At 54.4% G+C, this 22,124-nt stretch carries 20 protein-coding genes; 5 read left to right on the top strand and 15 right to left on the bottom strand.

Annotated elements, in window-relative coordinates:
- Positions 1-20: 20 nt before the first annotated feature.
- The 5 genes from tcuR to ybfF form a co-directional block, all read right to left on the bottom strand.
- Positions 21-947 (bottom strand): tricarballylate utilization LysR family transcriptional regulator TcuR, encoded by a 927-nt coding sequence (gene tcuR, locus WB371_RS04600; protein WP_336218926.1) that lies wholly within the window; start codon positions 945-947, stop codon positions 21-23.
- Between the two features lie 133 nt (positions 948-1,080).
- Entirely contained in the window at positions 1,081-1,527 is a 447-nt protein-coding gene (gene fur / locus WB371_RS04595) for a ferric iron uptake transcriptional regulator (protein ID WP_042320669.1), read from the bottom strand.
- A gap of 280 nt (positions 1,528-1,807) precedes the next feature.
- Positions 1,808-2,338: a flavodoxin FldA gene (gene fldA / locus WB371_RS04590; protein WP_012905020.1), complete on the bottom strand. Its 531-nt coding sequence runs from the start codon at positions 2,336-2,338 to the stop codon at positions 1,808-1,810.
- Between the two features lie 149 nt (positions 2,339-2,487).
- Positions 2,488-2,781, bottom strand: coding sequence for a LexA regulated protein (gene ybfE, locus WB371_RS04585; protein ID WP_336218925.1), 294 nt, complete (start codon positions 2,779-2,781; stop codon positions 2,488-2,490).
- A gap of 128 nt (positions 2,782-2,909) precedes the next feature.
- Positions 2,910-3,683, bottom strand: coding sequence for an esterase (gene ybfF, locus WB371_RS04580; protein WP_336218924.1), 774 nt, complete (start codon positions 3,681-3,683; stop codon positions 2,910-2,912).
- A 189-nt stretch (positions 3,684-3,872) separates the two neighbouring features.
- Between ybfF and seqA the strand changes: the two genes are divergently transcribed.
- Positions 3,873-4,418, top strand: coding sequence for a replication initiation negative regulator SeqA (gene seqA / locus WB371_RS04575; RefSeq protein ID WP_336218923.1), 546 nt, complete (start codon positions 3,873-3,875; stop codon positions 4,416-4,418).
- 23 nt (positions 4,419-4,441) lie between these two features.
- The gene (gene pgm, locus WB371_RS04570; protein ID WP_336218922.1) at positions 4,442-6,082 is read left to right on the top strand and encodes a phosphoglucomutase (alpha-D-glucose-1,6-bisphosphate-dependent); all 1,641 of its coding nucleotides are present in this window, start codon (positions 4,442-4,444) and stop codon (positions 6,080-6,082) included.
- Positions 6,083-6,121: 39 nt separating this feature from the next.
- Here the strand turns inward: pgm and WB371_RS04565 are convergent, their stop codons facing one another.
- The 10 genes from WB371_RS04565 to kdpF form a co-directional block, all read right to left on the bottom strand.
- Positions 6,122-6,598 carry a pyridoxamine 5'-phosphate oxidase family protein gene (locus WB371_RS04565; RefSeq protein ID WP_336218921.1) on the bottom strand — a complete coding sequence of 159 codons (477 nt, stop codon included), beginning with the start codon at positions 6,596-6,598 and terminating at the stop codon, positions 6,122-6,124.
- A 67-nt stretch (positions 6,599-6,665) separates the two neighbouring features.
- Positions 6,666-7,985 (bottom strand): putrescine-ornithine antiporter, encoded by a 1,320-nt coding sequence (gene potE, locus WB371_RS04560; RefSeq protein WP_336218920.1) that lies wholly within the window; start codon positions 7,983-7,985, stop codon positions 6,666-6,668.
- Positions 7,982-10,180 (bottom strand): ornithine decarboxylase SpeF, encoded by a 2,199-nt coding sequence (gene speF, locus WB371_RS04555; protein ID WP_336218919.1) that lies wholly within the window; start codon positions 10,178-10,180, stop codon positions 7,982-7,984. Before speF ends, potE begins: the two co-directional genes overlap by 4 nt.
- Before the next feature lie 257 nt (positions 10,181-10,437).
- On the bottom strand, positions 10,438-10,542 hold the full coding sequence (gene speFL, locus WB371_RS04550) for a leader peptide SpeFL (protein ID WP_114149115.1): 105 nt from the start codon (positions 10,540-10,542) through the stop codon (positions 10,438-10,440).
- 278 nt (positions 10,543-10,820) lie between these two features.
- On the bottom strand, positions 10,821-11,498 hold the full coding sequence (gene kdpE / locus WB371_RS04545; RefSeq protein ID WP_336218918.1) for a two-component system response regulator KdpE: 678 nt from the start codon (positions 11,496-11,498) through the stop codon (positions 10,821-10,823).
- Positions 11,495-14,182 (bottom strand): two-component system sensor histidine kinase KdpD, encoded by a 2,688-nt coding sequence (kdpD, locus tag WB371_RS04540; protein ID WP_420704028.1) that lies wholly within the window; start codon positions 14,180-14,182, stop codon positions 11,495-11,497. Before kdpD ends, kdpE begins: the two co-directional genes overlap by 4 nt.
- Positions 14,182-14,748, bottom strand: coding sequence for a potassium-transporting ATPase subunit KdpC (gene kdpC / locus WB371_RS04535; RefSeq protein WP_336218917.1), 567 nt, complete (start codon positions 14,746-14,748; stop codon positions 14,182-14,184). The genes kdpD and kdpC overlap by 1 nt, the downstream gene beginning before the upstream one ends.
- Before the next feature lie 8 nt (positions 14,749-14,756).
- The gene (gene kdpB, locus WB371_RS04530; protein WP_336218916.1) at positions 14,757-16,805 is read right to left on the bottom strand and encodes a potassium-transporting ATPase subunit KdpB; all 2,049 of its coding nucleotides are present in this window, start codon (positions 16,803-16,805) and stop codon (positions 14,757-14,759) included.
- A 20-nt stretch (positions 16,806-16,825) separates the two neighbouring features.
- A complete protein-coding gene (gene kdpA, locus WB371_RS04525; RefSeq protein WP_336218915.1) occupies positions 16,826-18,505 on the bottom strand; it encodes a potassium-transporting ATPase subunit KdpA in 1,680 nt (559 codons plus the stop codon).
- Positions 18,505-18,594: a K(+)-transporting ATPase subunit F gene (gene kdpF, locus WB371_RS04520; RefSeq protein ID WP_042285393.1), complete on the bottom strand. Its 90-nt coding sequence runs from the start codon at positions 18,592-18,594 to the stop codon at positions 18,505-18,507. Before kdpF ends, kdpA begins: the two co-directional genes overlap by 1 nt.
- Positions 18,595-18,902: 308 nt before the next feature.
- Here kdpF and WB371_RS04515 point away from each other — a divergent pair, with 308 nt between their 5' ends.
- The 3 genes from WB371_RS04515 to ybgI all read left to right on the top strand — a co-directional run bounded on the left by WB371_RS04515 (position 18,903) and on the right by ybgI (position 22,124).
- Complete coding sequence (locus WB371_RS04515) at positions 18,903-19,109, top strand: YbfA family protein (RefSeq protein WP_336218914.1); 207 nt, start codon at positions 18,903-18,905, stop codon at positions 19,107-19,109.
- A gap of 782 nt (positions 19,110-19,891) precedes the next feature.
- Entirely contained in the window at positions 19,892-21,310 is a 1,419-nt protein-coding gene (gene phrB, locus WB371_RS04510; protein WP_336218913.1) for a deoxyribodipyrimidine photo-lyase, read from the top strand.
- Between the two features lie 70 nt (positions 21,311-21,380).
- A complete protein-coding gene (gene ybgI, locus WB371_RS04505; protein WP_336219095.1) occupies positions 21,381-22,124 on the top strand; it encodes a radiation resistance protein YbgI in 744 nt (247 codons plus the stop codon).

The raw sequence follows: 22,124 nt of genomic DNA, 5'->3' as shown, positions 1-22,124 counted from the left end.
GCGAGACGCTAAAGACCTGTTTAGTGAGAGTAAAGAGTGGCGCCCGGCCAACAGCCGGTTTCCACCAGTTCACGCATGACTTTAGTAAGGATGACGCGGGCGGCAAGGCCCGCCGGGGTGAGTTCATCGTCAGACAAGCTGACCAGAAAATTGGGGCGACTGAGTATCGGATTGTGAACGCCGATCACTCTTAACGCCTCACTCTCCAGATGTGAAATGGCGGCGCCGGGTTGCAGCGTGGCGCCCAGACCGCCGCGAACGGCGCGCATCAGTAGCGCAAGCCCGTCAATCTCAGTGACGATGTCAATATTCAGTCCATGTTCCTGGCAGATAACGTCCAGTCTGCCACGCAGCCCGTGGCCCTGGCTTGGCATGATCAGGGGGATACTGGACAGTTGTGCTGGCGTGATGGCGTCGTCGGTTATATCCGCCAGCAGGTCATGTGTGCCAATCAGAAAGAGCCGTTCTTCGAGGATGGGTCTGGCGCTCCAGCGCAGGATTTTCTCTTTCTGAAACACCACCGCCAGATCAATTTGCCGGGTATTGATCATCCGTTCCAGATTACCCGAGAGGCTTTCCACCACATGTAAGCGTACATCATGGTAGTGTTCCCGCATGGCGTTAATAAAGGGGATCCCGAGGACGGAAGCGGTGCTGGGAGCCATGCCAACGCTGACGTGTCCGGACAGCCGGGCCTCACGGGCGGCAAGGACAGCATCGTCAGCGTGACGCAGCGCCAGTTGCGCCTGGGAGTAGAAAGCGAGACCGGCGTTAGTTGGCGTTACGCCGCGAGACGTTCGTTGCAGCAGACGAATGGCGAGTTCGTTTTCCAGTCGCGTCATCTGCTGACTCAGCGCTGAGACGCCGATATCGAGATCGAGCGCGGCGCTGCCCATGCTGCCGGTTTCCACTATACGAACAAAGTAACGCAACTGACGAAGTTCCATTTCGATTCTCCGGGGACAGGGCAAAGGAGATTTTACATTAAAGCAACATGACGCCAGAGGAAAGAAAAGAGTGCAGGGAATGGCAGGCATAAAAAAAGCCAACCGACAGGCTGGCTTTTCAGAATGACGTCAATTATTTCGCGTCGTGCGCGTGTTCGTCTTCGCGACAATCGCCTTCAGCGCAGTGGCCGTAGAGATAGAGGCTATGGTTCGTCAAACGAATACCATGCTTCGCCGCGATTTCACGCTGGCGCGCTTCGATAGAATCATCACTGAATTCGATCACTTTGCCGCAATCGAGGCAAATCAAGTGATCGTGATGATGCTGCTGGGTCAGCTCAAAAACGGATTTACCGCCTTCAAAATTGTGGCGGGTGACGATACCGGCGTCATCAAACTGGTTCAGCACGCGGTACACGGTCGCTAAACCTATCTCTTCACCCATGTCGATCAGCCGTTTATATAAATCTTCCGCACTGACGTGATGGTTTTCCGGTCCCTGAAGAACTTCCAGAATCTTTAAACGAGGAAGCGTTACTTTCAGGCCAGCCTTCTTTAATGCGGTATTGTTGTCAGTCATGCGGAATCTGTCCTGTTGCTAAACGATTCACTTCATACAAGAAGTGACAGAAATGGCACCCAAGAGAATGCGTTTCATTATAGGGCTGCCGTACTTAAATGAAAACTGCAAGCCTCTGGCAAATGTTAATAAATAAACGGTATTGCCTGGAAATGAGAGCACCACCTAAAAACTCCTGCATATTGTACAGGGATGGGCTGGAAAGTTACAAATTTGTAGCAATTATTTTGATTGGTATTGTCTATTGATGCGGCGCAAACATAGTCCGCGCCGCATCACATCAGGCGTTGATGATGTCGTCGAGGTGCAGTTCGTCGGAAATCTGCTTCACCCATTTTTCTACGCGCTCAGCGGTCAGTTCCGGCTGGCGATCTTCGTCGATGGCCAGACCAACGAAATGATCGTCGTCCGCCAGGCCTTTAGAGGCTTCAAAATGGTAGCCTGCGGTTGGCCAGTGGCCCACGATGGTCGCGCCGCGCGGTTCAATGATATCGCGGATGGTACCTAACGCGTCACAGAAGTATTCCGCGTAATCTTCCTGGTCGCCGCAGCCAAACAGTGCTACGAGTTTGCCATTAAAATCAATCTCTTCGAGAGTCGGGAAAAAATCATCCCAGTCACACTGCGCTTCACCATAGTACCAGGTTGGGATACCGAGCAGCAGTATGTCATAGCCTTCAAGATCTTCTTTGCTGCTTTTCGCAATGTCATGCACATCGGCAACGTCTTTACCAAGCTGTTTTTGAATCATTTTTGCGATATTTTCGGTGTTCCCGGTGTCGCTGCCGAAAAAAATGCCAGTGATTGCCATGAGTAAAGTAACCTCTTGAAACTTATTGAAATGGTGGTGGCGAATTGCCCACAGATAAGGGCAATCATAGCAGAACAGTCAGGTATGCGGAAATAGCAAAGGCACCCGAGTGCACTCCATGCTACATGAAAGTGGATAATCAGATGATTTCAGACGGGATTCTGGCCGCGCAATGTTGCCAGTTGGGTCATCAGCATCTCTTCGATGAGCTCACTGCGGCTCATTTCACGGGATTCCGCCAGCTCGTTGAGCGCATCAACGGCATCCGCGTTGAGTTTAAGCTCGACACGTTTAAGACCACGAACCTTGTCGCGTTTTAGCTGATTACGCTTGTTAATGCGCAGTTGTTCATCGCGCGAAAGCGGATTCGTTTTCGGTCGTCCCGGGCGACGCTCGTGCGCGAACAGATCTAGTGTCGTACGGTCCGTTTGTTCTTTGGCCATGATTTTGGTGACTTCGAGGAAACAATCAGCCAGGCCTCTGCCCGGATGGATAGCGCGCCATCATACATCAGCGAATGAGGCGCGCCAACGTTCACGCGCGTATTCGCGCACGGACGCTGAGTTTTTAATCAGCCAGCCATCTCATTGAGATAGCGGCGGATGGCACGCAGTACCGCTTCCGGTTTTTCAGCATGCACCCAGTGACCGGCACCGGCAATCACATGTGCCCGCGCCTGGGGGAACTGGGCCAGTAAATCAGCGCGACAGGCTTCGGTGACATAAGGCGAGTTACCGCCGGGGATAAACAGCGCCGGGTGATCCCAGGCAGGAAGGGGCTCCCAGCCGACGATGTGCGGATATTGTTCCCACAGCACCGGCACGTTGAAACGCCACTCTCCGTCCACGAACGATTTCAACAAAAACTGAATCACGCCTTCTTCGTTGAGATGCTCACGCATAACGACGGCTGCCTGCTGGCGAGTTTGCGCTTTCGATGCCGTGACGGCATTAATGGCGGCGAAAATTTCGTCGTGGCGGCGGACGTGATAATCCACCGGCGCAATATCAATAGCCACTAAACCGTTGATGCGATCCGGAGCCAGCGCGCTCAGCGCCATGACTGCTTTACCGCCCATCGAATGGCCGACAAACGTCGCGTTATCAATCTGTTGTGCATCCAGCGTGTCCAGTAAATCCTGCGCCATCGCCGGGTAGTTCATGACCGGGTCGCGTGGGGACAAACCGTGGTTACGCATATCGACCTGGATAATGTCATGATCACTTACCAGGTCGCGCGCGAGGACGCCAAGATTGTCCAGACTGCCAAATAAGCCGTGAACGAGGACGATGGGAGAATTATTGTTCAGGTTTTGTGCAGATTGCGCTCGGATATTCAATTTCATGGCAAAGTTCTTTTTTTCGCTCTGTCGGGTTAGGGTATTATGTTGACCATTCTGCCACTGGGCTGCAACCTCTACGGTTTACTCCGAGTTTTTCGTTCAGCCAGGTTTGACGCTATTCGCTGTTGGGATTTGCTTCTATAATCCCAACGATTTGTATTCAGATCAGATAAAACACCGCACTGGATAAAGATGAAAACGATTGAAGTTGATGATGAACTCTACAGCTATATTGCCAGCCACACGAAGCATATTGGCGAGAGCGCATCCGAAATTTTACGGCGCATGTTAAAGTTTTCCGCCGCATCACAGCCTGCCGCTCCGGCGGCAAAAGAGGTTCGCGCCGCGCAGCCTGAGGTTGCGCAGACGAAGCCCGTCAATCCTGTGAAAGATAAAGTGCGCGCGATGCGTGAGCTGCTTCTCTCCGACGAATACGCGGAGCAGAAGAAAGCGGTTAACCGCTTTATGCTGGTGCTGTCTACACTTTATTCACTGGATCAACACGCGTTTGCCGACGCAACGGAATCGTTGCACGGTCGTACACGCGTCTATTTTGCGGCAGATGAACAGACGCTGCTGAAAAATGGTAATCAGACCAAACCAAAACACGTGCCCGGCACGCCTTATTGGGTGATCACCAACACCAACACCGGCCGTAAATGCAGCATGGTTGAACACATCATGCAGTCAATGCAATTCCCGGCGGAATTGATTGAAAAGGTTTGCGGAACAATTTAATCCTTGCATAAAAGGACCAGGCAATGGCAATCCACAACCGTGCAGGTCAACCTGCGCAACAAAGTGATTTGATTAACGTCGCCCAACTGACGGCACAATATTACGTACTGAAGCCCGCAAAAGGAAATGCGGAACACGCGGTGAAGTTCGGCACTTCCGGACACCGCGGCAGTGCAGGTCGCCACAGTTTCAACGAGCCACATATCCTGGCGATTGCGCAAGCTATCGCGGAAGAACGTGCAAAAAACGGCATTACCGGTCCGTGCTATGTGGGCAAAGATACCCACGCGTTGTCTGAACCGGCGTTTATCTCCGTACTGGAAGTGCTCGCAGCGAACGGCGTCGACGTGATTGTTCAGGAGAACAACGGTTTTACCCCAACGCCCGCAGTATCACATGCGATTCTGGTCCACAACAAAAAAGGCGGCCCGCTGGCTGACGGTATTGTAATTACGCCGTCGCATAACCCGCCTGAAGATGGTGGTATCAAATACAACCCGCCAAACGGTGGTCCGGCAGATACCAACGTCACGAAAGTGGTGGAAGATCGCGCGAACGCGCTGTTAGCAGACGGCCTGAAAGGGGTTAAACGGATTTCTCTGGATGCGGCGCTGGCGTCCGGCCACGTTAAAGAGCTGGATCTGGTGCAGCCGTTCGTTGAAGGGCTGGCGGAAATCGTCGATATGGCGGCGATTCAGAAAGCCGGTCTGACGCTGGGTGTCGATCCGCTGGGCGGCTCCGGTATCGAGTACTGGAAGCGCATCGCTGAGCACTACAAACTGAACCTGACCATCGTCAACGATCAGGTTGATCAGACTTTCCGCTTTATGCATCTCGATAAAGATGGCGCGATCCGTATGGACTGCTCTTCTGAGTGTGCCATGGCCGGTTTGCTGGCGCTGCGCGATAAGTTCGATCTGGCGTTTGCCAACGATCCGGATTATGACCGTCACGGTATCGTCACCCCGGCGGGACTGATGAATCCGAACCACTACCTGGCGGTAGCAATCAACTATCTGTTCCAGCATCGTCCGCAGTGGGGCAAAGAGGTGGCTGTCGGTAAAACGCTGGTCTCTTCGGCAATGATTGACCGGGTGGTTAACGATCTGGGGCGTAAACTGGTCGAAGTCCCGGTGGGCTTTAAATGGTTTGTTGATGGTCTGTTCGACGGTAGTTTCGGCTTTGGCGGTGAAGAGAGCGCGGGTGCGTCCTTCCTGCGTTTCGACGGTACGCCGTGGTCTACCGATAAAGACGGGATCATCATGTGCCTGCTGGCGGCGGAAATTACCGCTGTGACCGGGAAAAATCCGCAGGAGCACTACAACGAGCTGGCGGCCCGTTTTGGCGCGCCGAGCTACAACCGTCTGCAGGCTGGCGCAACATCCGCACAGAAAGCGGCGCTGTCTAAACTGTCTCCGGAAATGGTTAGCGCCAGCACGCTGGCCGGTGACCCGATCACCGCGCGTCTGACGGCAGCACCGGGTAACGGTGCGTCAATTGGCGGCCTGAAAGTGATGACCGATAACGGCTGGTTCGCGGCGCGTCCGTCCGGTACAGAAGACGCCTATAAGATCTACTGTGAGAGCTTCCTTGGTGAAGAACATCGTAAGCAGATCGAAAAAGAAGCGGTCGAAATTGTCAGCGAAGTGTTGAAGAACGCCTGATTTCATTGAATATAAAAAGGGAGCCGAAAGGCTCCTTTTTTACATCCCGGTATGCCGCCGACAGGTTAATGTCTGGCAATCGATACGAACCACACAGACCGCTTTCATCATTTCTTCGCGATATATGAAATCTTTTCCTGGCGTCGCCTGACGCATAATCCGGTTAAGCCCATATTCCATCTCTTTTCGTTCCTGAACTATAGATGCCTTCCCGCAGGCAAAGATGCTGGTATAAGCGTAGCTGTAATCGCAGGCATCTTCGGCCTCCATCAAACGATGGTCGCCATCCATTTCTATACTGACAGCCGGGTTTCTCCGTAACAGCCGCATCTTTTTCCCGCTACGCGCGCCGTGGAACCAGATTGTCCAGCGTCCGCTCTGATACTCATAGCCAAAATTGACCGGTACAATATATGGGCTGCTCTCATCGTTTAGCGCCACCCGGCAAACCTGGTATTTAGCGATAATTGTATGGATTTCATCAGGATTGCTGACTATTCGTTCTGGATTGCTCATGATTATTGTCTTAAGACTGAGGTTGAAGAAAACCGGACTGCAATGACTTGCAGTCCGGTAAGGGACATTAACCGTGCTTATTCTTCAACTCAAAGCGCGGTGATACCAGACCGTACAATGTCCAGCCCAGGAAGGTCACAATCGAGCCGTACAGCATGGCTTCCTCACCTGACGAGTAGAGCGCATAGAAGCTGTACATCGCCCCCACGAACGCCACGAAGTTTGCGGGTTTTGCTTTCGCGGACGGGACATTCGCCATTCTCTGAATGATAACCAGCGCAGCCATCGACAGAATATACGGGATAATGTTCGTTACCACGGCCAGGTTGACCAGCACGTTAAACTGACTGTTTAACGACGGGCTAATGGTCATCAGCGACAAGCCACTCTGGATGATCACAATGGCCAGCATGCCCTGAACCGGCGCATCGACTTTGGTCACGCGAGAGAATACTTTCGGGAAATACCCTTCATCAGCCGATGACTTAAACACCTGTGCGATGGTGAACTGCCAGCCCAGCAGCGAACCGCAGCAGGACATGACCATCAGCGCCATGATCACTTTACCCACTTCCGGAGTAAACATCTGGGCGAACGCCAGACCAAATGGTGCGGTGGAATTCGCCAGATCCATGTTCGGCACGATCCCGGCGATGACGTTGGTGGAGACGATATAGATTACCGCCGCACCCAGCGTTCCGCCCAGTACCGCAATCGGGACGTTCTTTTCAGGGTTATCCACCACATCTGCGTTAGCACAGGCGGATTCCAGACCGAGGAATGCCCACAGCGTCATGGCGATAGATGAACCAACCGCAGTAAAGAACGGTACGTGATGCGGGTTCCAGGAGTTGGCATACAGGGTTGGGCTAAACCAGAACCAGCCGATGATGCACAGACCGACAACCGGAATAATAACCCCCCAGACGGTGATACTGCTGATCTGCCCGGTGATGCGCGCGCCGCCAAAGTTAGCCACCGTACAGATCCACAGTACGCCAATGGTGGCAAGCCCGATTTGCACCGGCGAGAGGGCGACACCGAAAAGCTCCGTGCCGTAGCCCACCGCGGAAATCGCAATGGCGACGTTGGCAATCAACAGCGACACCCCGTAGGTGTAGTTCGCCATAAAGTTGCCGGACTTGCCGAATGCATACTCCGCGTAGCCGCCCATACCGCCTGATTTACGGCTGAACATTCCACACTTGGCGAATGCCCAGGCCAGCGCCATTGAACCGACCGCAGTGACCAGCCAGGAGATAATCGAGATGGTACCGACTTCCGCCAGTTTCGTCGGCAGCATGATAATCCCGGAGCCCATCATATTGACCATGGTCAGGATGGTGAGCTGTACCACGCCCATCTTGTTGGATTTAGCTTTACTCATAATGCGTCTCCTTTTAACAGACAGTTCTCGGCGTCACGCGCTTTGATCACGTAGCACCAGACCTGTTTGCGACCGTCATTTTCCTGGATGTATACGCCCTGAAGCTCCGGTGCGAAACCGGGGAGCAGGTTGATCCCTTCTTCCAGCGCGCTGAAGTAACGCAGTACCGCGCCACCCCAGACTTCGCCCGGAACCACGCACAGTACGCCTGGCGGGTAAGGGAGCGCGCCTTCTGCCGCAATGCGGCCTTCGGCCTCCGGCAGAGGCACCAGATCCACTTCGCCGCGCAGATAGGCGTAGTTGGCTGCCTGCGGATTCATACTCACGCGTGGGAAATGTGATTTGCGGAACATCTCTTTCTGCAACTGCTTCACGTTGTGACGCGCATACAGGTCGTGCATTTCCTGGCACAGTTGACGCAGGGTATAACCGGCATAACGCGCTTCGTGCTGTTTGTAGAGAGACGGCAGGACGTCAGCCAGCGGCGCATCGGACTCCAGCAGCTTCTCGAAGCGCACCAGCAGGGCGACGAGTTGTTGCAGTTTTGCCATGTCTTCCGCCGGGGTCAGCAGGAACAGGATTGAGTTGAGATCGCATTTTTCCGGAACCACACCGTTTTCACGCAGGAAGTTAGCGAGAATGGTCGCCGGAACGCCAAAGGTGTCGTATTCGCCGTTACGTGCGTTTATGCCTGGGGTGGTAAGCAACAATTTGCACGGGTCAACAAAATACTGGTGCTCTGCGTAGCCTTCAAACGCATGCCAGTGTTCACCAGGGACAAAGTGGAAGAAGCGCAAATCATTGGCGATTTCCGCCGTCGGGTAGGTGTGCCACGGTTTACCGTCAACCAGTTCAGGCACGAACGGGCGGATATGATGGCAGTTTTCAAGGATTAGCTTGCGGGCATCAATCCCATTTGCGACGCAATCCATCCACATATTCCGACCGCTGACGCCTTCATGCATTTTGGCGTTAACGTCCAGCGCCGCAAACAGGGGATAGAACGGACTGGTGGAGGCGTGCATCATGAACGCGTTGTTCATACGTTTATGCGGCACATAGCGTGACTGGCCTTTAATATGGCTGTCTTTTTTGTGAATTTGCGAGGTCTGAGAGAAACCCGCCTGCTGCTTGTGAACAGACTGGGTGACCAGAATCCCCGGATCGTTCTCGTTCAACTCCAGTAGTAACGGAGAGCAATCCGCCATCATCGGGATAAACTGTTCGTAGCCCACCCAGGCGGAGTCGAACAGGATGTAGTCACACAAATGGCCAATCTTATCCACCACCTGGCGCGCGTTATAAATGGTGCCGTCGTAGGTGCCTAACTGGATAACGGCAAGACGGAACGGACGCGCATCGCGAGAACGCTGTGGCGCCACTTCGCCTATCAGTTCACGCAGGTAACTTTCTTCAAAGCAGTGGGCATCGATCCCGCCGATAAAGCCGTACGGGTTACGCGCTGTTTCCAGATATACCGGCGTTGCGCCTGCCTGCAATAAAGCGCCATGGTGGTTCGATTTATGGTTATTGCGGTCGAAAAGCACCAGATCGCCGGGGGTCAGCAGCGCGTTGAGCACCACTTTGTTTGACGAAGAGGTTCCGTTCAGCACAAAGTAGGTCTTATCCGCATTGAACACTTTTGCGGCGTGTTGTTGGGCGATGCACGGCGCGCCTTCATGGATCAGCAAGTCACCCATTGCCACGTCGGCATTGCACAGGTCAGAGCGGAAGAGTGTTTCACCAAAATACTCCACAAACTGGTTACCTGCCGGGTGACGACTGAAAAATTCACCGCCCTGATGCCCAGGACAGTCAAAGGCGCTGTTGCCCTGATTTACATAGTCCACCAGTGCGCGGAAGAAGGGGGGACGAAGCTGCGTTTCGTAATGGCTTGCGGCGGTTTCTAATTGACGTCCATAGAAGGCGGTACGGGCTTCGTGACATTCAAAAACGCCCGAGATACGCGGCAGGTACTCAGCCGGTACGCGCTCTTCATCTTCCGTGGCGATAAAGACAGGAATACCGTAGCCGGTCGCGTCAATTTCATCGAGTTTCCCACGTTCAATATCATTGACAGACAACACCACGGCTGCCACGTCAATGAAATGACTTTCATCCACGTTCACAATCGTGCGCTGTGTAGAAAAACAATCCGGGCAAGAACGACTCACGGCAATTTTTAATTCAGACATTTTTCATCTCTTTATTTCAGGTAATAGCAGGTCCTCAATTTCTCGAATGAGAAACTGATAGCTCCGGAAAAAAAGCAATATGTAGCCACTGATGAAATAATCAGTAAAATGCTTTTTCAAAGATGCAATTAACCCTAACCAGTCCGGTCACAGGGAAAAACAGGGTTATGCAGTGTGAGCACTGAGAGATACAGGCGATAGCCTGTGATACAGCGAGTCAGGAAGACCTGTATGCTGGAGTGCCCTTAGTCGAAAGACTAACGGGCATTAAAGAAATGAAAGTCGAAACTGTTACGGTGGGCAAACATCATAATATGTGTTGTCCGCCTTATATGGGGCATTGTACGGCTATTATTTTCCATTTTGCTTACCTTTACTGAATGAGTGGAAGGTGAAGATATTTTATCCAGGAAATGGCGTTGTTCTGTGAAGAAGATCAATATTAAACGATCGTTTCTAAAATATTTAATCGTGATTTATGCATATCGTGCGATAAGATATCGCATTGTTGTTGACATGTTATAAATATGTATTTTTATATTTTAATAAGATTTTTCTTGCGCCAGTAAATATATAAATCCCGGCGCGAAAAATTATTAATTTAATATTTGTGTTTTATTTAAAATAAATGAATAACCATTCATGGCATAAAGCGATAGCCAATTCCGGTTTCGGTAATGAAGTGGCGGGGGCGAGCAGGATCGTGCTCCAGTTTCTGTCTAAGGTGACCCATATAAATACGCAAATAGTGGCTGTGCTCAACGGCGTTCGGTCCCCAGACCTGATTCAGCAACTGGCGTTGCGTGAGGACTTTTCCGGCGTTATTGAGTAACACCGCGAGCAGGCGAAACTCGATGGGCGTTAAATGGATTTCCATGTCCCCACGATGAATCAGGTGGGCGGCAAGATCGACCACCACATCGGAAAAGCGCACAACCGGTTCGCAGGAAGGCGTGGTGGAGTGACGGCGAAGGGCCACGCGTAAGCGCGCCTGAAGTTCGCCAATGCCAAACGGTTTGCTGAGATAGTCGTCTGCACCCGCGTCAAGCGCGGCGATTTTGTCGCTCTCTTCGCTGCGGGCGGAGAGCACAATCACCGGGATGGCACTCCACTGTCGCAGGTCGCGAATAAAATCAATGCCGTCGCCATCCGGAAGACCGAGGTCGAGAATAATCAGATCGGGCTTGCGGGTTGCCGCCTCCAGCAACCCGCGCTGCAGCGTTTCGGCTTCGTACACGCGCAGGCCATCGCTTTCCAGCGCGGTGCGCAGAAAACGGCGAATGGCCTGTTCATCTTCAACAATCAGAACGTTTGTCACATATCCTCATGAAAATCTTCAAGTTCTGGAGGGGCGTCTTGTCGCAGTGTAACACGAAAACAGGCACCGCCCTGAGGACGATTATAGACGGCAATGGTTCCGCCATGGACTTCAACGATCGCCCGGCAAATCGCCAGTCCCAGTCCGACGCCTGGCACTGCGGACTCTTTGTTTCCTCGGGCGAATTTGTCGAAAACACGCTGTTCCTGACCCGGCGGAATACCCGGTCCGTTATCCCAGACGTCAAGCTGCAAATGCTCGCCTTCAAGGTGGGCCTCAATACCGATCTCTGCCTGTGGACCGGCGTACTTAATGGCGTTTTCCAGCAGATTAATCAGCACTCGCTCGAACAACGGGCCATCAACATGGATCAGCGTCAGCGGCGCGGGCAGGGAAAGATTGACCGGATGCAATAAACCGGGCTCCAGCATTTTCAGCGCGCTGCCGACCACTTCTTCCAGCGTCAGCCACTCTTTTTTGAGATTAAAACCGCCAGACTGAATACGCGCCATATCCAGCAGATTATTCACCAGACGGGTAGTGTTCAGCACATGCTGGCGGATTTCGCTGGCCTGTTTTGCGTGTGCCGACCCTTCGCTGGCGAGATCGAGGGTGAGGATTTCCGCCTGACCAAACAGCACGGTCAACGGGGTGCGCAGATCGTGAGAGAGCGCGGCGAGCAGGTCATTACGCAGGCTTTCCCGTTCGCCAGCCAGACGCGCCTGCTCTTCACTGGCCGTTAACGTCAGACGTTCAAGGGCGTTCGCCACCAGCAGCGTGAAGGTTTCCAGCAGTCGCTGTTGTTCGGGAATCATCAACTGGCGCAGATTTCCAGGTTCGACAACCACCAGACCATGCGTCTTGTCCGCACTGCGTAATGGCAGGATTTGGTACGGCACGCCGGGGAGGGTATCGGTGCCGGCTCCTGCCGGTAGACCTTTATCAAAACTCCAGCGGGCAATAGCATCATCCCAGGGCGTGAGCCCCTGCTGGTGGGTGAGCGCAACCAGTTTGCCATCCTCGCCAGGCAACAGAATCTGGCTGCGGGCATGAAAGGTGGACGCAATAAATTGCTCGCTGGTGGTGGCAATATCTTTTTCACTGCGACCCATTGCCAGCGCTTTCGACATTTCATAGAGGTGACGGGTACGCTGTTCCCGATAGCGCGCAACGCGGGCCTGGTAACGCACGCCCGCCGTCAGGTTCCCGACCACCAGCCCCACCGTCAGCATGACGCCAAAGGTGAGCAAATACTGCACATCCGAGACGGCGAGCGTCCCGCGCGGCGCGATGAAAAACAGGTCGAAACTGATCACGCTAATAACGGTGGAAAACACCGAGGGCCAGCGGCCATAGACGAGGGCGATCACTACCACACCGAGCAGATACAACATCACCAGGTTCGCGGCATCAAAGGCGGCCAGCCATTGACTGGCAATAAATGTCGTGAGGGCGCAGAGAGCGATAGCCACCAGACAGCCCTGGATTTGCACACGCCATTTGTCCTTAAACGCGCGGGTATCGGGCAAAGACGTCAGCGCCCGGACGGGTGGTTCATCCAGGGCGACGACCATCAAATCCAGTTCTGGCGCCCGTTTCGCCAGGCGGTCGGCAAACGAGGTGCGGTGCCACCAGCGTCGTGTTGTCGCACGCCCCAGCACAATTTTGCCCAGATTATGCTCGCGGGCATAACGCACTACCGCTTTGTCTTCTTTGGGATCGGAAAGGGTGGCGGTTTCTGCGCCTAACTCCTGTGCCAGTTGCAAGGCTCGCAGGATGTCGCGCCGTTGTTTTTCAGGAAGACGATGCAGCGCCGGGGTTTCCACATAGACAGCGTGCCAGACGCTGCCCAGCCGGGAGGCCAGGCGGGCGGCGGTACGCACCAGCTTTTCACTGCCAGTATTGTGACCGATACAGAGCAGAATCGCGTCACGGGTATGCCAGACTTTCTCTTCCCCTGGGCGGCACCGCCACGCGCGCATCTGATCGTCCACCCGGTCGGCGGTACGCCGCAGAGCCATTTCGCGCAGTGCTATCAGATTGCCTTTGCGAAAGAAGTGTTCAATCGCGCGTTCGGCCTGGCCGGCAATATACACCTTGCCTTCTTTCAGGCGCTGTCGCAGATCGTCAGGCGGCAGATCGACCAGTACCACCTCGTCGGCGGCGTCAAAAAAGGGATCCGGCACGGTTTCGCGCACCTGAATGCCTGTCACGCCGCTCACGACATCGTTCAGGCTTTCGAGGTGTTGCACGTTGACTGTGGTAAATACATCAATACCGGCGTCGAGCAACTCTTCGATATCCTGCCAGCGCTTGGGATGGCGTGAGCCTGGCGCATTACTGTGCGCCAGTTCATCCATCAAAATCAGGGCCGGACGGCGGGCGAGGGCCGCGTCGAGATCAAACTCGCTGATGTGACGCCCGTGGCGTGCCTGTCTTTTAAGCGGCAGGATGCTGAGTCCGTCCAGCAAGGCGGCGGTTTCTTTGCGTCCATGGGTCTCCACCACGCCAATGAGAATATCCAGTCCCTGCGCGCGCAGCCGCTGCGCTTCGGCGAGCATCGACCAGGTTTTCCCGACGCCTGCACAGGCGCCGAAGAAAATTTTCAGTTTTCCCCGATGCGGTGCGACGGTCTGCTCCAGCAGGCGATCGGGGTCGGGACGTAATACGTCATCATCAATCATCAGAGCCTGTCCAGCGCCAAATTGAGTTCCACAATATTCACCACCGGCTGGCCGATAAAACTCACCAGCGGTTTCTGCGTGTATTCTGCAACCAGTTGCGTCACCTGTTCAATGGGGAGGTGGCGAGCCTGTGCGACGCGCGGGATCTGCCAGACGACCGCGGCGGGCGTCAGGTTATTATCCAGACCGCTCGCAGAGGCGGTCACCAGTTCAACGGGAACACGGCGGCTGGCCTGTGGGTTAGCCTCACGCAGCGCGGCGATCCGGCTTTGCAACTGTTTATCCAGCTCCGGGTTACTGGCGGCAAGGTTACTGCCGCCGGACGCCATGGGATTATAGGGCATTTCAGCGGTGGCAGACGGTCGTCCCTGGAAATAGCCTGCGGCGGTGAAGTTCTGCCCGATCAGCGCAGAACCGCGTACACCGCCATCGTCTTTAATGAGTGAACCATTGGCCTGTTCAGGAAATAATCCTTGCCCAAGCGCAGTGGTCAGCAACGGATAGACGCCGCCGGTCAGCAGCATCAGGAAAATCATTGTCGGGAACAGAGGGCGTAAACCACTCATCGGACACCTCACACCAGACCCAGCAGGGTCAGCAGTAAATCAATCACTTTGATGCCGATAAACGGCACAACCAGACCACCCAGACCGTAGATCCACAAATTACGGCGCAGCATGGCGGACGCAGACAGCGGTTTGTAACTCACCCCTTTCAACGCCAGTGGGATCAGAAAGACGATTATCAGGGCGTTAAAGATTACGGCGCTCAAAATGGCGGAGTCTGGCGAGTGCAGACGCATAATGTTCAGCGCATTCAACTGCGGATAGGTCGCGGCGAAGGCGGCAGGAATAATGGCGAAATACTTCGCCACGTCGTTGGCGATACTGAAGGTGGTCAGCGAGCCGCGCGTCATTAGCATCTGTTTGCCAATATGTACCACTTCAATGAGCTTGGTGGGGTTCGAATCGAGATCCACCATATTTCCGGCTTCTTTCGCGGCCTGGGTGCCGGAGTTCATCGCCACCGCGACATCGGCCTGGGCCAGCGCCGGGGCATCGTTAGTGCCATCGCCGGTCATCGCCACGAGGCGGCCTTCTGCCTGATACTGGCGGATTAACGCCAGCTTCGCTTCCGGTGTCGCTTCAGCGAGGAAATCATCCACCCCCGCTTCCGCAGCGATAGCCGCGGCCGTCAGGCGGTTATCGCCGGTGATCATCACTGTTTTAATGCCCATTTTACGGAGCTGAGCAAAGCGCTCTTTTATCCCACCTTTGACGATGTCTTTGAGTGCGATAACCCCCAGTACGCGAGCCCCTTCGACCACCACCAATGGCGTGGCGCCAAGGCGGGCGACGCTGTCGACCTTCTGGTCGACATCAGCCGGAAACTGACCGCCATTGGCTTCAACGTGACGGCGAATGGCGTCCACAGAACCTTTGCGGATCATCCGGTTGTCGATGTTAATACCGCTCATGCGACTCTGGGCGGTAAAGGGCACAAAGGTGGCATGTAGCGACTGCACGTCGCGTTCGCGCAGATTAAAACGCTGCTTGGTGAGGATCACAATGCTGCGGCCTTCCGGCGTTTCATCGGCTAACGAAGAGAGTTGTGCGGCATCGGCGAGCGTTTTTTCATCCACGCCTTGCGCGGGCAGGAAATCAGAAGCCTGGCGGTTGCCGAGCGTAATGGTGCCGGTTTTGTCCAGCAGCAGTACGTCCACATCGCCGGCGGCTTCCACCGCGCGTCCGCTGGTGGCGATCACGTTCGCGCCCAGCATTCGGCTCATCCCCGCGACACCAATGGCGGAGAGCAGTCCGCCGATTGTCGTTGGGATCAGACACACCAGCAGGGCGACCAGAACCGTCACGCTGACCGCATGGCCGCCCCAGGCGGAAAACGGCCACAGCGTGGCGGTTGCCAGTAAGAAGACGATCGTCAGGGCAATCAGCAGGATGGTCAGGGCGATTTCATTGGGCGTTTTGCGACGCTGTGCGCCTTCGACCATAGCGATCATCCGGTCAAGGAAGGTTTCACCGGGGTTCACGCTACATTCGATCACCAGCCAGTCGGAGAGAATGCGCGTCCCGCCGGTCACGGAGGCAAAATCGCCGCCGGATTCGCGAATGACCGGCGCAGACTCGCCGGTAATGGCGCTTTCATCCACCGACGCACCGCCTTCTATGACCTCGCCATCGCAGGGAATAATATCGCCCGCTTCCACCAGTACAATATCGCCTTTGCGCAGCGCATCAGCCGGGACCTGATCCATCTTCGCCCCGTACTTCGGTTCACGCAGCTTGCGAGCGAAGGCGGTTTTTTTCACCCCTTTGAGACTGTTGGCCTGCGCTTTACTGCGCCCTTCAGCGAGCGCTTCGGCAAAGTTGGCGAACAGTACGGTGACCCATAACCAGAGGCTAATCGCCCCGGTAAACAGCGCGCTGCCTGCCATCAGTCCTGTTGCCATTGCAACGGCAATCGCGGTGGTTAACAGGCTGCCAATCCAGACAATGAACATCACCGGATTGCGCCACTGGCTGTGAGGACTTAATTTTTTTACAGCGTCCATTAGCGCCTGGGCGACCAAAGATGGTTCGAACAGCGCCAGTTGTTTGCGACTCATAACATTGTGCTCCGCATCGCTCAGCGTAAGGAAAGGTGTTCAGCGACTGGGCCAAGCGCCAGCGCAGGGATAAAGGTCAGAGCACCCACCAGCAAGACGGTGCCGACCAGTAAGCCGATAAACAGCGCGCCATGCGTGGCCAGCGTGCCGGGACTGGCGGGCTGGCTTTTTTTCGCCACCAGCGATCCGGCAATCGCCATTACCGGGATGATGATCCCGAAGCGACCCATAAACATGCAGAAGGCCAGCAGGCAGTTCCAGAATGGCGTGTTGGCGCTGAGACCTGCAAAGGCGCTACCGTTGTTATTAGCGGCAGACGAGACGGCGTACAGCACTTCGCTAAAACCGTGCGGGCCGGGGTTGAGCATGGCGCTGCGTCCCGCGTCGGTCATCATGGCGAGCGCAGAACCAAGCAATACCAGCGTCGGGGTGACCAGAATCGCCAGCGCAGTCAATTTCATTTCCCGCACGTCGATCTTTTTACCCAGATATTCCGGGGTGCGGCCAATCATCAGACCGGCGATAAACACCGCCAGCAACACGAACAGCAGCATGCCGTAGAGACCTGAACCCACGCCACCGAACACCACTTCGCCTATCTGCATCAGCCACATGGGGACCATGCCGCCCAGCGCAGTAAACGAGTCATGCATGGCGATCACCGCGCCGCACGAGGCGGCCGTTGTCACTACCGCAAACAGGCTGCTCGCCAGCACGCCAAAACGTGTCTCTTTCCCTTCCATATTGAGACTGGAATCAGCGCCAAATGCCAACAGATGCGGATTTCCCTGCACCTCAGCCCACATCACCACGGCGACGCAGACGACAAAGATAAGTGACATCGCCCCCAGCAACATTCGTCCCTGGCGACGATCGCCCACCACGTCGCCAAAAGCGAAACAGAGCGCGGCCGGAATGATAAAGATCGCCAGCATTTGCGCCATGTTGGTCAGCGCGGTTGGGTTTTCGAACGGATGCGAGGAGTTTGCATTAAAGAAGCCGCCGCCGTTGGTGCCCAGCATTTTAATGGCCTCCTGCGACGCCACCGGTCCCATCGGCAGAAGCTGGTGTACACCTTCCAGCGTGGTGTAGGGCTGATATGGCAGGAGGTTTTGCAGGCTACCTTGCTGAATAAAGAACAGCGCAATCAGCAGGGCAATGGGGAGCAAAATCCACAGGGTGATGCGCACCAGGTCGGCCCAGGCATTGCCCAATGTGCTCATGCTCTGGCGACTAAACGCACGGAACAGGGCAAATACCACGGCGATCCCGGTTGCCGCCGACAGGAAGTTTTGCACTGTCAACCCAGCCATCTGGCTGAAGTAGCTTAAGGTGGTTTCTCCGCCGTAGGACTGCCAGTTGGTGTTTGTGACAAAACTGACCGCGGTATTGAGCGCCAAGTGCCATGACAGACCCGGAAACTGCTGCGGATTGAGCGGCAGAAACTGTTGTCCCATTAACATCAGAAACAGAATCACCAGACCCAGCATGTTCAGGCTGAGGATCGCCAGCAGGTACTGTTTCCAGTTCATCTCATCTGCGGAAATGCCTAATCCTCGCCACAGCAGGCGTTCAGCGCCTGCTGTACCGGGGAGCGGCATATTGTTGATAAGCCGCGCCAGTCCCACGCCTAACGGTCTGGCGAGCACGAACAACAGCACCAGAAAACTGGCGATAAGTAAAAACCCTTGCGCAGCCATCAGAACGCCTCCGCATTGATTAAGGCATACACCAGATAACCTAATAATAAGAAAATCAGCACGATGCCGATTATCACGCCTGCACTCACCGTGCACCTCCCGTGACCTGAATGTGATAAATAAAGCGTAAATATCTGGCTGCAAAGATTTCGCAAAAATCGGCGGTGGGGGTGTAAAAAAAGTATAAAAATGGCAAAGACCATTATTTAACTAATGTTTAGTATTAATTTAACTTTTATGTAACTTAATTACAGGGTGAATGTAAATAAAGCTTCAATAGCTAAAAATAAGTGGTCGGATGAGTAGTAAAATTACACGCAAAGCGGTACTATTTTCATCAGATAACCAAATTGACTTTACCGGTGATGATTACCGGCCAGATAAAGGGGAGAGAATCATGGAGTTGTACAAAGAATACCCAGCACATGTTGTATTTTTACGCCGTACTTTCGCCGTCGTGGCTGGCGTACTGGCGCTGCCGGTGATGTTGTTCTGGAAAGATCGCGCTCGTTTTTACAGCTATTTACATCGCGTCTGGTCAAAAACCAGCGATAAGCCGGTGTGGATGGAACAGGCTGAAAAAGCCACCTGCGATTTCTACTAAGATCTGAAATGCCCGATGACGCACGCTTATCAGGCCTACGGTAAAATATGTTTATAGTCTGTAGGCCGGATAAGGCGTCACCCGCCACCCGGCAAGACCTGACTGCCCGATGACGCACGCTTATCAGGCCTACGGTAAAATATGTTTATAGTCTGTAGGCCGGATAAGGCGTTAGCTGCCATCCGGCACGACCTGAAATGCCCGATGACGCACGCTTATCAGGCCTACGGTAAAATATGTTTATAGTCTGTAGGCCGGATAAGGCGTCAGCCGCCACCCGGCACGACCTGAAATGCCCGATGGCGCAGGCTTATCGGGCCTACGGTAAAATATGTTTATAGCCTGTAGGCCGGATAAGGCGTCAGCCGCCATCCGGCAAGACCTGAAATGCCCGATGGCGCAGGCTTATCGGGCCTACGGTAAAATATGTTAATAGTCTGTAGGCCGGATAAGGCGTCAGCCGCCATCCGGCAAGACCTTCACCAGTCTGAATGACGTTTTCTTCATTATTTATATTGCGTTAAAAGTCCCTCTGAAAAAGCAGTGGAATGATTCTGTTCATCACCACGTTCTGTACAATCCTCGCTCCGTCAAGGAAAACCGAATTCAGGCTCTGGTCACCTGGCGGTTTTTTTATGTCTCTGTGTCTACACTTATTTCAGATCAAACACGATATGGCAGAATAGCCGGATGCCTGTCTTCCGGGGCTGCGTGATTTTGATCCCCGTCCGGAAGTACTGCGTTTGCGCGACGGGAGTTGAATTTTTTTATTCAGGAGTGTTATGTCCACCCATCTGGTCTGGTTCCGCTGTGATCTTCGCCTGCATGATAATCTCGCCCTTGCTGCCGCCTGCCGCAACCGGGCGGCACATGTGCTGGCGCTGTATATTTCTACGCCTGAGCAATGGACGAATCACGTCATGTCTCCGCGTCAGGCGGCATTTATCCAGGCGCAACTGAATGCCTTACAGAACGCGCTCGCGGAAAAAGGTATTCCGTTACTCTTCGCAGAGGTCAGGGATTTCAGGGCCAGCGTCGACACGGTGAAAGCGGTATGCGAGAAGCATAACGTGAGCCATCTGTTTTATAACTATCAATATGAAGTGAACGAGCGCGAGCGCGACGCGGCGGTAGAACTCGCGCTGAACAACGTGGTGTGTGAAGGGTTTGATGACAGTGTCATTTTGTCGCCGGGCTCCGTGATGACAGGCAATCACGAGATGTATAAGGTTTTCACACCGTTTAAAAATGCCTGGATAAAACGACTGAAAGAGGGGATGCCGGTGTGCGTTCCCGCACCTGAACGCCGAGAGAATAGCGACATCTCTCCCACCACTGCGCCGATTACGCTTAATTACCCTCAACAGGAATTCGATTGCACTCTTTTTCCCCCGGAAGAGAAAAAGGCGATTGCCCGGCTGCGTCAGTTTTGCCAGCAAGGGGCGGGGGATTACGAGCAACAGCGCGATTTTCCGTCCATTGAAGGCACCAGTCGGTTATCTGCCAGCCTCGCCACCGGCGGTTTATCGCCACGCCAGTGCTTACATCGTTTACTGGCGGAGCAGCCGCACGCACTGGACGGCGGCGCGGGCAGTGTCTGGCTGAACGAACTGATCTGGCGTGAATTTTACCGTCATTTAATGACCGGGTATCCTGGGCTGTGTAAGCACCGTCCGTTTATTCTCTGGACCGATCGCATGCGCTGGCGGGACAGCGCGAGTGATTTCCAGGCATGGCAGGAGGGGAAAACGGGGTATCCGATTGTCGATGCGGCGATGCGTCAACTGAATGCTACCGGCTGGATGCACAATCGACTGCGGATGATCACGGCCAGTTTTCTGGTGAAAGATTTGCTGATCGACTGGCGTAAAGGCGAGCGTTATTTCATGTCGCAACTGATCGATGGCGATCTCGCCGCCAACAATGGCGGTTGGCAGTGGGCTGCGTCAACCGGCACCGACGCCGCACCCTATTTCCGTATTTTTAACCCGACGACCCAGGGCGAGAAATTCGACCGCGACGGCACATTTATTCGCCAGTGGATCCCGGCGCTGCGCGATGTCCCAGGCAACGCCATTCATGACCCCTGGAAATGGGCAACGAAAGCGGGCATCGAGCTTGACTACCCACAGCCGATTGTCGATCACAAACTGGCGCGTCAGGAGACGCTGGCCGCCTATGAAGCCGCGCGAAATGGCTGAGTATTGCCTATCGACGGACAGGCTCAGGGACGCTATGTTAACGAATGCCTAACTCAACAAGGGAGCGATGATGAAAAACACCGAACTGGAACAACTGATCAACGAGAAGCTGAATAGCGCCGCCATCAGTGATTACGCGCCAAACGGTTTACAGGTTGAAGGCAGAGAGACGGTGCAAAAAATCGTAACCGGTGTGACTGCCAGTCAGGCGCTGCTTGATGAAGCGGTGCGTCAGCAGGCTGATGCGGTTATCGTTCATCATGGTTATTTCTGGAAAGGCGAGGCTCCGGTAATACGCGGAATGAAGCGTAATCGCCTGAAAACCCTGCTGGCTAACGATATCAACCTCTACGGCTGGCACCTTCCTCTGGATGCGCACCCTGAACTGGGCAACAATGCGCAACTGGCGGCTCTGCTAGGTATAACCGTAATGGGAGAGATAGAGCCACTGGTGCCCTGGGGTGAACTGGCGATGCCGGTTCCGGGGCTTGAACTGGCGTCGTGGATTGAGGCGCGTCTGGGCCGCAAACCACTTTGGTGTGGTGATACCGGGCCAGATACCGTCAAACGTGTCGCCTGGTGTACAGGGGGAGGGCAGAGCTTTATCGACAGCGCCGCTCAATTTGGTGTTGACGCTTTTATCACCGGTGAAGTCTCGGAACAAACCATTCACTCTGCCCGTGAACAGAATCTGCATTTTTATGCCGCCGGACACCATGCTACCGAACGCGGTGGGATCCGGGCGCTCAGCGAATGGCTGAATGAGACAACTAGTCTGGATGTGACCTTTATTGATATTCCAAACCCTGCATAA

Source organism: Citrobacter amalonaticus (assembly GCF_037053465.1).
GTDB classification, from domain to species: Bacteria; Pseudomonadota; Gammaproteobacteria; order Enterobacterales; family Enterobacteriaceae; genus Citrobacter_A; species Citrobacter_A amalonaticus_H.
This window is presented reverse-complemented; position numbering and strand designations above follow the sequence as displayed.